We start from the raw sequence: 11,777 nt of genomic DNA, 5'->3' as shown, positions 1-11,777 counted from the left end.
CTTTTCCCCCGGTCGGCTCACCTAATGAGCTTTAAAAACTCTGAAAGTGCTCCAGCATCCGCTGTGAGTCCGGCGTGACGCCGCTGAACAGTTCGAACGCCTTGACCGCCTGGAACACCGCCATGTTCCCTCCATCCAGCGTGCGGCAGCCCAGGGCTCGGGCGTTGCGCAGCAGTTCGGTTTCCAGCGGGAAGTAGACGATTTCCGCGACCCACAATTGCCCCCGCAGCAATTCCAGCGGGACCGGCATGCCGGGTAGCTTGGCCATGCCCATCGGCGTGGTGTTGACCAGGCCATCGGCCGCCGCCATGGCGCTTGGCAGGTCGCTGCCGGCGCTGGCCCGGCTGGCGCCGAAATGCTGGTTGAGGTTGTCCGCCAGGCTCTGGGCCCGTTCGGTGTCCACGTCGAAAATAGTCAGTTGTTTCACGCCTTCGCCGAGCAGCGCGTGGGCAACCGCCGCGCCCGCACCGCCAGCACCCATCTGGACCACGCGCTCCACGGCAACCCCTTTCAGGCCACGGCGAAAACCTTCAGCGAAGCCCAGGCAGTCGGTATTGTGGCCGATCCGTTTGCCGTCCTTGAATACCACCGTATTGACCGCGCCAATGCCTCGGGCCTCGGCGGACAGCTCGTCGAGCAGCGGAATGATCGCCTGTTTGCACGGGAAGGTGATGTTCAACCCGGTGAAGGCCATGCGTTCGGCGGCTTGCAGCAGCTCGGGCAGGGCGTTGACGTCCAGTTGCAGCGGGTCCAGGTCGATCAGTCGATACAGATAGCGTAGCCCCTGGGCATCGCCTTCGCGTTCGTGCATGGCGGGTGTGCGCGAGGCCTGGATGCCGGCGCCGATCAGCCCGGCCAATATGGCGGTGGGGGTGTTGCGGCTCATGGCTTCGCTCCCTTGAGCGTCTGGCTGAAATAGTCGAGCGCCAGGCGGTAGCCGTGGCTGCCGAAGCCGCACATCACCGCCTTGGCGATAGCGGAAACGAATGAATGATGACGGAACGGTTCGCGGGCATGGACGTTGGACAGGTGGACCTCGATTACTGGCAGCTCACTGGCCACCAGCGCGTCACGAATCGCCACCGAGGTGTGGGTCCAGCCGGCCGGGTTGATGATGATGCCGGCGCAGCGGCCGCGGGCCGCATGAATCCAGTCGAGCAGTTCGCCCTCATGGTTGGTCTGGCGGAACTCCACGGTCAGGCCCAGTTCGGCGGCCGTGCGTCCGCACAAGGCGGAGAGGTCGGCCAGGGTTTCATGGCCGTAGGTCGCCGGTTCACGGGTTCCCAGCAGGTTCAGATTGGGGCCGTTGAGCACCAGCACGATAGGGGGCATGGGCAAGTCTCCATTGTTGTTTTTGGCTTGGACCGCAAGGCAATCGGGTCTGTAAGAATAAAATGTACTAACTGGTTAATCCAAGTCAAATGAACGACAGAGGTCAGGGAAGGCCGTGATGTTTTAGTGTTCGATCAGCGGACAGTTCTTGATGACGTGGGCGTGGACTGAGCGCTATTGCGCAGCCGGGCAGGGGGCCACTCACAGCATGTACTTGACGCTTTTTCATCCAGGGAGAATACTCGGTAAAAATTCATATAGATGACTGGATGATTATAAAAATGAATGCCCTCTCCAGCGACGAACGTCTTCCGCTCTATCAACGCCTGCGCGACGAACTCGCCCGGCAGATCGCCAATAACCGCTGGCGCCCCGGTGAGGCGATACCCACCGAGGCGGTGCTGGCCGGCGAGTACCAATTGTCCATCGGTACCGTGCGTAAAGCCATCGACAAGCTGGTGGAGGAGGGCATGCTCGAACGCCATCAGGGGCGTGGCACCTTCATCCGTCGACCGCAGTTCCAGTCTTCGCTGTTCCGCTTCTTCCGCTTCCAGAACCTGGCCGGTGAGCGCCAACTGCCCCAAAGCCGGATTCTGACCATCGATTCGTTGCCCGCGCCGTCGGCGGTCAGTCAGGTCCTGGGACTGCCGCCCGAGGCTGAAGTGATCCGCTTGGTCCGCCTGCGTCTGCTCGAAGGCACGCCGGTGCTGGCCGAGGAAATCTGGTTGCCCAAGGCGCCATTCCAGGCGTTGCTGACCGTCGACCTCGACCAGCAGGGTCCGCTGCTCTACCCCATCTACGAAACACTTTGCGGCCAGGTCGTTGCCTGCGCCGAAGAGAGCCTGACCGCCGAAGCGGTGGGCGAGGTGCATGCCCGGCTGTTACAGATCGAGCCCGACAGCCCGGTGGTGGTGATCGAGCGGCTGGCCCGCGATTACGCCGGCCGGCCGCTGGAATGGCGTCGCTCCCGTGGCCATGCCAGCCACTTCCGCTACAGCGTCGAGATTCGCTGAGCCCCGATCGGGCTCCCCGTTTGTCTATAAGGATAAGAAATCATGTTCAGTTGGTACCGCGACATCACTTCAAGGGAACGCAAGACGTTCTGGGCCTGCTTTGGCGGCTGGTCCCTGGATGCACTGGAAGTGCAAATGTTCGGCCTGGCGATCCCGGCGCTGATCGCCGCCTTCGCCCTGAGCAAGGGCGAGGCCGGCATGATCAGCGGCGTCACGCTGGTCACCTCGGCCATTGGCGGCTGGCTCGGCGGGACCTTGTCCGACCGTTATGGCCGGGTGCGGACCTTGCAGTGGATGATCCTCTGGTTCTCGCTGTTCACCTTTCTCTCGGCCTTTGTCACCGGCTTCAACCAGTTGCTGATCGTCAAGGCGTTGCAGGGCTTCGGCATCGGCGGTGAGTGGGCCGCAGGTGCGGTGCTGATGGCCGAGACCATCCAGTCGCGTTATCGCGGCAAGGTGATGGGCGCGGTGCAGAGCGCCTGGGCGGTTGGCTGGGGAGCGGCAGTCGGAGTCTTCACCCTGGTCTACAGCTTTGTGCCCGAGGCCATGGCCTGGCGCGTGATGTTCCTGGTCGGCCTGCTGCCGGCGCTGCTGGTGATCTATGTACGGCGCAGCGTGGTCGAGCCGGATGCCGGTCAGCGCCAGGCCAAGGCTCGCGAGCGCAGCCTGCTGGCGTCGATGGCGGCGATCTTCCGTCCTGAGCTGCTACGTGTCACGCTGCTCGGCGGCCTTCTCGGCCTCGGCGCCCATGGCGGTTATCACGCGGTAATGACCTGGCTGCCGACCTTCCTCAAGACCGAGCGCAATCTGTCGGTATTGAGTTCCGGCGGCTATCTGGCGGTGATCATCGTCGCGTTCTGGTTCGGCTGCGTGGTCAGCGGGATGCTGCTGGACCGCATCGGTCGGCGCAAGAATATCCTGCTCTTTGCCTGCTGCTGCGTGATCACGGTGCAGTGCTATCTGTTCCTGCCGCTGAGCAATGCGCAGATGCTGTTCCTCGGTTTCCCCCTCGGCTTCTTCGCTGCCGGTATCCCGGCCAGCCTGGGTTCGTTCTTCAACGAGCTGTACCCGGCGGACGTGCGCGGGGCTGGCGTGGGCTTCTGCTACAACTTTGGCCGGGTGCTGTCGGCGGTGTTCCCGTTCATGGTCGGGCATATGAGCGAGTCGATGTCGCTCGGTTCGGCCATCGGTATCGATGCCGGCATTGCGTATGGCGTGGCGGTGCTGGCGGCGCTGATGTTGCCGGAAACCCGTGGGCGCAATCTGCAGGAGAGCGCATCGCCGGCCGAGTCCGGCAAGGACGCAGCCCAACTGTCCCATTGATTCCCTATTCGCCCCGCCCTGCAAGGCGGGGCTCTTGAGTTTATAGATGAGTTCCATGTCCGAGACTTGCCCATTGCCGATCAGCGGCATCGATGCCCACGCCCATGTCTTCGAACGAGGTCTGGGCCTGGCGGCAGTGCGCCGCTATGCGCCGGATTATGACGCCACCCTGGCGGACTATCTGGCGCGGCTGGAAGAAAACGGCCTGAGCCACGGCGTGTTGGTGCAGCCGAGTTTCCTCGGTACCGACAACAGTTACCTGCTGGCCGCGTTGCAGCTGGCTCCCGAGCGGCTGCGCGGAGTGGTGGTGGTCGAGCGCGATATCGCCTTCGACACGTTGCAGCGGATGGCCGCGCTTGGCGTGACAGGCGTGCGCCTTAACCTGATGGGGCAGCCGTTACCGGACTTCGCCGAATCGACGTGGCAGCGTTTTTTCCAGCACTTGCGGCAGTTGGACTGGCATGTCGAGTTGCATCGCCCATTGGCGGATCTGCCGGGATTGGTCCAGCCATTGCTGGCGATGGGTTGCAAGGTGGTGGTCGATCACTTCGGCCGTCCCGATGCGCGACTCGGTGCCGAGCAGCCGGCCTTCGCCCGCTTGCTTGAGCTGGGAGAGAGCGGGCGCTTGTGGATCAAGGTCTCGGGTATCTATCGGCTGGGAGGGGCTCCGGAGCAAAACCTGCACTTTGCGGAAAAGGCCCTGTCGCTGATGCTGCAGAGCCTGGGGCCGGATCGCCTGCTATGGGGCAGCGACTGGCCGCATACCCAGCATGAGCAGGAGGTGAGTTTCGCCAGCGAGTTCGAGCGCCTGCGTCGCCTGGCCTGTGCACCGCCGTTGCGTCAGCATCTGCTGTGCGATACGGCGGCGCAGTTGTTCGGTTTCGCTCAGGCGTAACTCAGTTTACATCTCTGCTGGCTGACTAGGCGCCATCGCCAGCAAGCCGGCTCCCACCAGTGTGGAGTTCAGCGGCGGGTCAGCAGGACCCCGGATTCCATGTGGTGGGTCCAGGGGAACTGATCGAACAGCGCGCAGCGTTCGATGCGGTGGGTGTCGTGCAGTTGCGCGATGTTCGCCGCCAGGGTCTCGGGATTGCAGGAGATGTACAGGATGTTGTCGAAGCGCCGGGTCAGCTCGCAGGTGTCCGGGTCCATGCCGGCGCGGGGCGGGTCGACGAAGACGCTGCCGAACTGGTAGCTCTTCAGGTCGATGCCCTGCAGGCGGCGGAATGGCCGTACATCGTTCAGCGCCTCGGTCAGTTCCTCGGCCGACAGCCGCACCAGGGTCACGTTGTCCACGGCATTTTCGTCGAGGTTGCTCAGGGCGGCGTTGACCGAGGTCTTGCTGATCTCGGTGGCCAGCACCTTGCGCACCCGGGTCGCCAGCGGCAGGGTGAAGTTACCGTTGCCGCAATACAGCTCCAGCAGGTCGTCCGAACGCTGGCCCAGGGCTTCATAGGCCCAGTTGAGCATTTTCTGGTTCAGCGTGCCGTTGGGCTGGGTGAAGGCGCCTTCCGGTTGCCGGTAGCTGAAGGTGCGCCCGGCGATCTCGAACTGCTCCACCACGTAATCGTGGCCGATCACCACACGTTTGCCCTTGGAACGGCCGATGATGCTGACGCCGAGGTCGGCGGCCAGTTGCTCGGCGGCGGTTTGCCACTGTTCATCCAGCGGGCGGTGATAACACAGGGTGATCATCGCGTCGCCGGCCAGGGTGGTCAGGAACTCCACCTGGAACAGTTTGTGGCTCAGTGGTGCGCTGGCTTGCCAGGCGGCCTTGAGCTTTGGCATCAGTTCATTGATGCGCAGGCTGGCGATCGGGAACTGCTCGATCAGGATCGGCGTGCGCTTGTCGTCCTGGGCAAACATCGCGTAGTGGCGCTCGCCGGCTTCGCGCCACAGGCGGAATTCGGCGCGCAGGCGGAAGTGTTGCAGCGGCGAGTCGAAGACCTTCGGCTCGGGCGCATCGAACGGCGCCAGCAGGTCGCGCAGGCGCGCGACCTTGTCGTTGAGCTGGGCGGTGTAAGTGGTGGAATCGAAAGTCATGCGTTGAACCAACCCAACTTGATCACAAACAGAATCGACAGAATCACCAGCGCCGGGTTCAGCTCGCGGCCACGACCGGACAGCAGCTTGATCGCGGTCCAGGCAATGAAACCGAAGGCGATGCCGTTGGCGATGGAGTAGGTGAACGGCATCGCCAGGGTAGTGACCACCACGGGCGCGGCCTCGGTGATGTCTTCCCAGTTGATTTCCGCCAGGCCCGAGGCCATCAGCACGGCGACGAACAGCAAGGCCGGGGCGGTGGCGAAGGCGGGCACGCTACCGGCCAGTGGCGAGAAGAACAGCGCCAGCAGGAACAGGATGGCGACCACGATGGCGGTCAGGCCGGTGCGGCCGCCGGCGCTGACGCCCGCTGCCGACTCGATGTAGCTGGTGGTGGTCGAGGTGCCCAGCAGCGAGCCGGCCATGGCGGCGGTGCTGTCGGCAATCAGTGCGCGGCCCATTTTCGGCATGTGGCCGTCCTTGCCCATCAGTCCGGCGCGCTTGGCGACGCCGATCAGGGTGCCGGAGTTGTCGAACAGATCGACGAACAGGAAGGCGAAGATCACGCTGACCAGGCCGATATCCAGGGCGCCCTTGATGTCCAGCTGCATGAAGGTCGGTGCCAGCGAGGGCGGGGCCGAGATAATGCCGCCGAACGGGCTGAAGCCCATCAGGATCGAGACGATGGTCACGCCGAGGATACCGATCAGCACGGCGCCACGGACTTTCAGCGCATCCAGGGCGACGATCACGGCAAAGCCCAGGGTGGCGAGGATCGGTGCCGGTTGCTTGAGGTCGCCGAGGCCGACCATGGTCGCCGGGTTGCCGACGACGATACCGGCGTTATGCAGGGCGATCAGCGCCAGAAACAGGCCGATACCGGCGGCGATCGCCGAACGCAGCGGCAGCGGGATGCTGTTGATGATCCACTCGCGGATGCGGAAGATCGACAGCAGGAAGAAACACACCGCCGAGATGAACACCGCGCCCAGCGCCACCTGCCAGGTGTGGCCCATGTGCAGAACCACGGTGTAGGTGAAGAAGGCGTTCAGGCCCATGCCCGGGGCGAGGGCGATCGGGTAGTTGGCGATCAGGCCCATCACGGTCGAGCCGATGGCGGCGGCCAGGCAGGTTGCGACAAAGACCGCGCCCTTGTCCATGCCGGTTTCACCGAGAATGCTCGGGTTGACGAACAGGATGTAGGCCATTGCCAGGAAGGTCGTGACGCCCGCGAGAATCTCGGTGCGCACATTCGTATTGTGTGCCTTGAGTTGAAACAGCCTTTCCAGCATCTCTGCTCCCCAATGGCGCTTTCGGCGCCTCGAATGAATCGGTCCCGACAGCCAGGCACAGACGCTGATGGCCTGATGAAATTTGGCTGTGGGAAAAACCGTCTATGATACCAGCCGAATGGCGCAATAGGGACGGCTGTTGAACCGCCCATTTCGCCGCGACTGTGCACGAACTACTCCGAAAACCGCCCGCTGAGGCATACTCTCGGCACGGAAAGAGGGAGAAGTATGAAATCAGTCAGCAATTGCCGTGCCATGGGTCGGCTGCTCTGCGCCGGCCTACTCTCGCTGGCGGCCATCGGGCCGTTGCAAGCGGCGCCGGCGGCGGCCTTGAAAGGCGTGGCGATCTACACAGTGGCGTCGCAGGGAATCATCGAGGATGTTTCTGACGGACGCCAGCGTACACAGAACGTCCATCGCGGGCCGAACATCACGGTGACCGTGGTCGAGCTTGGTTACGGCCGTGCACCGGGGGCTACATTCAATGGCACGCCGCTCAATTACAGCCAGCGCTATTCCCTGTGTGACTTCAACAAGCCGTTCGTGCCGTGCAGCGGCGGCGCGGTGGTGGGCTATAGCTATATCTACGACCTGCAGGGCCTGCAGCAAGGCACCTTCAGTTTCAGCGACCGCTCACTGACGATGCCGGTACGGACGATGACTGCGACCATCGAGATCAACTGATCGCCGTCCGGAACCCACGTATCAGGCGTTTTCGGGCTGGCGTTCATGCATGCGGTCGCGGTTGGCGAGGGTCGGGAACAGCTTCATCCAGGTCCCGGTCACCACCAGGGTGCCGATTCCGCCCAGCACCACGGCGGGCACGGTGCCGAACCAGTGGGCGGTCAGCCCCGACTCGAACTCACCCAGTTGATTGGACGCACCGATGAACAGGCCGTTCACCGCGCTGACCCGGCCGCGCATTTCGTCGGGGGTTTCCAACTGCACGAACGAGGCGCGGATCACCATGCTGATCATGTCCGCGGCGCCGAGTACCACCAGCACGGCCAGCGAGAACCAGAACGAGGTCGACAGGCCGAAGGCGATGGTCGCGACACCGAACACCCCGACGGCGGTGAACATGATGCGTCCGACCTTGCGTTCCACCGGGAAGCGCGCCAGCCACAATGACATCAGCAGCGCGCCGACCGCCGGCGCCGAGCGCAGCAGGCCCAGGCCCCAGGCGCCGGTCAGCAGGATGTCCTTGGCAAATACCGGCAACAGCGCGGTGGCACCGCCGAGCAGGACCGCGAACAGATCCAGAGAGATGGCACCGAGTATGTCCGGGCGGCTGCGGATGAAACGAATCCCCGCCAGCAGTGAATCGAGGGTGGCCTTGGCCTTGTTCAACGGCGTCTGCCGTGCTGGCAGGTTGAGCATCAGCAGACAGGAAATGACGTACAGCGCAACCGTCGGTCCATAGACCCACACACTGCCGAATGCATACAGCAGACCGCCGACGGCCGGCGCGACGATGGTCGCCAGTTGCTGCGCCGACTGGGCAGCGGCCACCGCGCGGGGAAATAACGTCGCCGGCACGATAGATGGCAGCAGCGCCTGGGTAGTGGGCATTTCGAAGGAGCGGGCGCCGCCGAGCAGGAACGCGAGGATGAAGATCATCTCGCGACTGACCTGATCGGTCAGGCTGCCGATCGCCAGGCTCAGCGCGATCAGCGCCTGCAGGGTCTGGCACAACGCGGCGACCTTGCGCCGGTCGTAGCGATCGGCGACGTGCCCGGTGTGCAGCATGAACAAGACCCGCGGTGCGAACTCCACCAGCCCGACCAGGCCCAGGTCGAGCACATTGCCGGTCAACTGGTAGAGGTTCCAGCCAATGGCCACGGTGAGCATCTGGAAGCCGCTGGCGGTGAAGATCCGGGCCAGCCAGAACGCGAGGAAGGGGCGGTGATGACGCAGCAGCAAGGGTGTCTCGGTGGACATCGGGAGGGCTCGCCTGGGCGGATGAAAGGGGCAGATTATCATTCTGATGTAACAAAAGGTTGCTGAGCTGTTCATGACGCACCCGCCTGATTTTCCCGGGCGGCGGATTTTTGCCGAGCCGTTGCCCTCTGCTCCTGAGACAACCTGTCGCGCGGCAACCGACCACGCCACCCGGTCGTCGGAATGGGACTACTCTTTCAGCGTTGATTGATCCAGATCAATTGCCTTGCGGTATTGATCGGGTTGCGACTCCCTGCGTTGCGATGGGTTGAAAAAAAGAACGAATCCGAACCCGTCGTACTCCATATCCGTGGGGACAGTGGCTGGGCCTGCTGGCCGACAGCCGGTATTACCTGACAGAGGAAAACGTATGTTCGGTTTAGAGGCACTCGATCTCGCCCGAATCCAGTTCGCATTCACCGTTTCCTTCCATATCCTGTTCCCGGCCATCACCATTGGCCTGGCGAGCTACCTGGCGGTGCTCGAGGGCCTGTGGCTGAAAACGCGTAACGACACTTACCGCGATCTCTACCATTTCTGGTCGAAGATCTTTGCCGTCAACTTCGGCATGGGAGTGGTCTCCGGGCTGGTCATGGCCTATCAGTTCGGCACCAACTGGAGCCGTTTCTCGGACTTCGCCGGCTCGGTCACCGGACCGCTGCTGACCTACGAGGTGCTGACCGCGTTCTTCCTTGAGGCCGGTTTCCTCGGTGTCATGCTGTTCGGTTGGAACAAGGTCGGTCGTGGGTTGCACTTCTTTTCCACCGTGATGGTGGCGATCGGCACCCTGATTTCGACGTTCTGGATTCTCTCTTCCAACAGTTGGATGCAGACTCCCCAGGGCTACGAAATCATCGACGGCCGGGTGATTCCGGTGGACTGGCTGGCGGTGGTGTTCAACCCCTCCTTCCCTTATCGGCTGATGCACATGGCCACTGCGGCATTCGTGGCGACGGCCTTTTTCGTCGGTTCCTCGGCCGCCTGGCACCTGCTGCGTGGGCGTGATAACCCGGCGATTCGCACGATGTTGTCGATGGCCATGTGGATGGCGTTGATTGTCGCGCCGATCCAGGCGGTGATCGGCGACTTCCATGGTCTCAATACGCTCAAGCACCAGCCGGCGAAAATCGCCGCCATCGAAGGGCACTGGGAAAACGTCGGTAACGAGCCGACCCCGCTGATCCTGTTCGGTTGGCCGGACATGAAGGCCGAGAAGACCCGCTTCGCCGTGGAGATTCCCTACCTGGGCAGCCTGATCCTGACCCACACCCTGGACAAGCAGGTGCCGGCCCTCAAGGAGTTCCCGCCCGAGGATCGGCCGAATTCGACCATCGTGTTCTGGTCGTTCCGGGTCATGGTCGGCCTGGGTTTCCTGATGATCTTCACCGGCGTGTGGGCGCTGTGGTTGCGCAGACGTGATCGCCTCTACGAAAACCGTATGTTCCTCCACCTGGCCTTGTGGATGGGGCCCTCGGGACTGATCGCGATCCTGGCTGGCTGGTTCACCACGGAAATCGGGCGCCAGCCTTGGGTGGTCTATGGGCTGATGCGCACGGCGGATGCCTCCTCGGGGCACAGCGTCATGCAGATGAGCATCACCCTGGTGCTGTTCGTCGTGGTGTATTTCTCACTGTTCGGGGCCGGCCTGGGCTACATGATGCGCCTGGTTCGCAAGGGGCCCAAGACCCATGAAGGTGCAGAATCCAACCCTGGTGGTCCTGGCCAGCAACGGACTCCGGCCCGTCCGCTTTCCGCGGCCGATGAAGACAGTGAAACCGGCCAAGGCGACAGCCTGAACAAGGGGAATTGAATCATGGGTATTGATCTTCCGCTGATCTGGGCCGTGATCATCATCTTCGGCATCATGATGTACGTGGTCATGGATGGTTTCGACCTGGGCATCGGCATTCTCTTTCCCTTCATCAAGGGCAAGAGCGACCGCGATGTGATGATGAACACCGTGGCCCCGGTCTGGGACGGCAACGAAACCTGGCTGGTGCTCGGCGGTGCAGCGCTGTTCGGGGCCTTCCCGCTGGCTTATGCGGTGGTGCTGTCGGCGTTGTACCTGCCGCTGATCTTCATGCTGATCGGACTGATCTTTCGTGGCGTGGCGTTCGAGTTCCGCTTCAAGGCCAAGGACGACAAGCGGCATATCTGGGACAAGGCGTTCATCGGCGGCTCGATCGCCGCGACCTTCTTCCAGGGCGTGGCGTTGGGGGCGTTCATCGACGGGATCAAGGTGGTCGACCGGCAATTCGCTGGCGGTTCGCTGGACTGGCTGACCCCGTTCACGCTGTTCTGCGGTGTGGCGCTGGTAATAGCTTATGCCTTGCTCGGCTGCACCTGGCTGATCATGAAAACCGAAGGCAAGTTGCAGGAGCGGATGCACGATCTGGCACGGCCGCTGGCATTCGTGCTGCTGGCGGTGATCGGTGTCGTCAGTCTCTGGACCCCGCTGACCCATGCCGAGATTGCGGCACGCTGGTTCACCCTGCCGAACCTGTTCTGGTTCCTGCCGGTGCCGATCCTGGTGCTGGTCACGCTGTACGGGCTGATCCGCGCGGTGGCGCGCAATGCGCACTACACGCCGTTCCTGCTGACCCTGGTGCTGATCTTCCTCGGCTACAGCGGGCTGGGCATCAGCCTGTGGCCGCATATCATTCCGCCGTCGATCTCGATCTGGGATGCCGCCGCGCCGCCGCAGAGCCAGGGTTTCATGCTGGTGGGGACGCTGTTCATCATCCCGTTCATCCTGGGCTACACCTTCTGGAGCTACTACGTGTTCCGCGGCAAGGTGACCCACGAGGATGGTTATCACTAGTTACCAGTGGCC

The 11,777-nt window shown here is 62.9% G+C and carries 11 protein-coding genes; 6 read left to right on the top strand and 5 right to left on the bottom strand.

The features are described 5' to 3' along the window. Positions 1 to 31: 31 nt before the first annotated feature. On the bottom strand, positions 32 to 886 hold the full coding sequence (locus tag BLU37_RS03305) for a shikimate dehydrogenase (RefSeq protein WP_090202259.1): 855 nt from the start codon (positions 884 to 886) through the stop codon (positions 32 to 34). Continuing rightward, positions 883 to 1,332 (bottom strand): type II 3-dehydroquinate dehydratase, encoded by a 450-nt coding sequence (aroQ, locus tag BLU37_RS03300; RefSeq protein WP_019361410.1) that lies wholly within the window; start codon positions 1,330 to 1,332, stop codon positions 883 to 885. The genes BLU37_RS03305 and aroQ overlap by 4 nt, the downstream gene beginning before the upstream one ends. Positions 1,333 to 1,613: 281 nt before the next feature. Here aroQ and BLU37_RS03295 point away from each other — a divergent pair, with 281 nt between their 5' ends. From BLU37_RS03295 to BLU37_RS03285, 3 genes are read left to right on the top strand one after another with little or no spacing between them, the layout of a single operon-like run. Beyond that, on the top strand, positions 1,614 to 2,345 hold the full coding sequence (locus BLU37_RS03295; protein WP_019361411.1) for a GntR family transcriptional regulator: 732 nt from the start codon (positions 1,614 to 1,616) through the stop codon (positions 2,343 to 2,345). 42 nt (positions 2,346 to 2,387) lie between these two features. Continuing rightward, the gene (locus tag BLU37_RS03290; RefSeq protein ID WP_090202257.1) at positions 2,388 to 3,668 is read left to right on the top strand and encodes an MFS transporter; all 1,281 of its coding nucleotides are present in this window, start codon (positions 2,388 to 2,390) and stop codon (positions 3,666 to 3,668) included. 55 nt (positions 3,669 to 3,723) lie between these two features. Then, positions 3,724 to 4,563: an amidohydrolase family protein gene (locus tag BLU37_RS03285; protein ID WP_172832997.1), complete on the top strand. Its 840-nt coding sequence runs from the start codon at positions 3,724 to 3,726 to the stop codon at positions 4,561 to 4,563. A gap of 68 nt (positions 4,564 to 4,631) precedes the next feature. Here the strand turns inward: BLU37_RS03285 and trmA are convergent, their stop codons facing one another. Next, positions 4,632 to 5,711, bottom strand: a complete 1,080-nt coding sequence (gene trmA, locus BLU37_RS03280; protein ID WP_090202252.1) for a tRNA (uridine(54)-C5)-methyltransferase TrmA — start codon at positions 5,709 to 5,711, stop codon at positions 4,632 to 4,634. Beyond that, complete coding sequence (locus BLU37_RS03275; RefSeq protein WP_090202249.1) at positions 5,708 to 7,003, bottom strand: NCS2 family permease; 1,296 nt, start codon at positions 7,001 to 7,003, stop codon at positions 5,708 to 5,710. Before BLU37_RS03275 ends, trmA begins: the two co-directional genes overlap by 4 nt. A 228-nt stretch (positions 7,004 to 7,231) precedes the next feature. Here BLU37_RS03275 and BLU37_RS03270 point away from each other — a divergent pair, with 228 nt between their 5' ends. Next, on the top strand, positions 7,232 to 7,687 hold the full coding sequence (locus BLU37_RS03270; RefSeq protein ID WP_019363177.1) for a DUF4879 domain-containing protein: 456 nt from the start codon (positions 7,232 to 7,234) through the stop codon (positions 7,685 to 7,687). Positions 7,688 to 7,708: 21 nt separating this feature from the next. Here the strand turns inward: BLU37_RS03270 and BLU37_RS03265 are convergent, their stop codons facing one another. Then, positions 7,709 to 8,944 (bottom strand): MFS transporter, encoded by a 1,236-nt coding sequence (locus BLU37_RS03265; protein ID WP_090202247.1) that lies wholly within the window; start codon positions 8,942 to 8,944, stop codon positions 7,709 to 7,711. 370 nt (positions 8,945 to 9,314) lie between these two features. Here BLU37_RS03265 and BLU37_RS03260 point away from each other — a divergent pair, with 370 nt between their 5' ends. Further along, positions 9,315 to 10,754, top strand: a complete 1,440-nt coding sequence (locus BLU37_RS03260) for a cytochrome ubiquinol oxidase subunit I (protein ID WP_090202245.1) — start codon at positions 9,315 to 9,317, stop codon at positions 10,752 to 10,754. Between the two features lie 3 nt (positions 10,755 to 10,757). Further along, on the top strand, positions 10,758 to 11,765 hold the full coding sequence (gene cydB, locus BLU37_RS03255; RefSeq protein ID WP_010448495.1) for a cytochrome d ubiquinol oxidase subunit II: 1,008 nt from the start codon (positions 10,758 to 10,760) through the stop codon (positions 11,763 to 11,765). Positions 11,766 to 11,777 lie beyond the last annotated feature (12 nt).

It is taken from the genome of Pseudomonas asplenii, from assembly GCF_900105475.1.
GTDB classification, from domain to species: Bacteria; Pseudomonadota; Gammaproteobacteria; order Pseudomonadales; family Pseudomonadaceae; genus Aquipseudomonas; species Aquipseudomonas asplenii.
The sequence above is the reverse complement of the archived record's forward strand: the minus strand, read 5'-3'. Positions and strand labels throughout refer to the sequence as shown.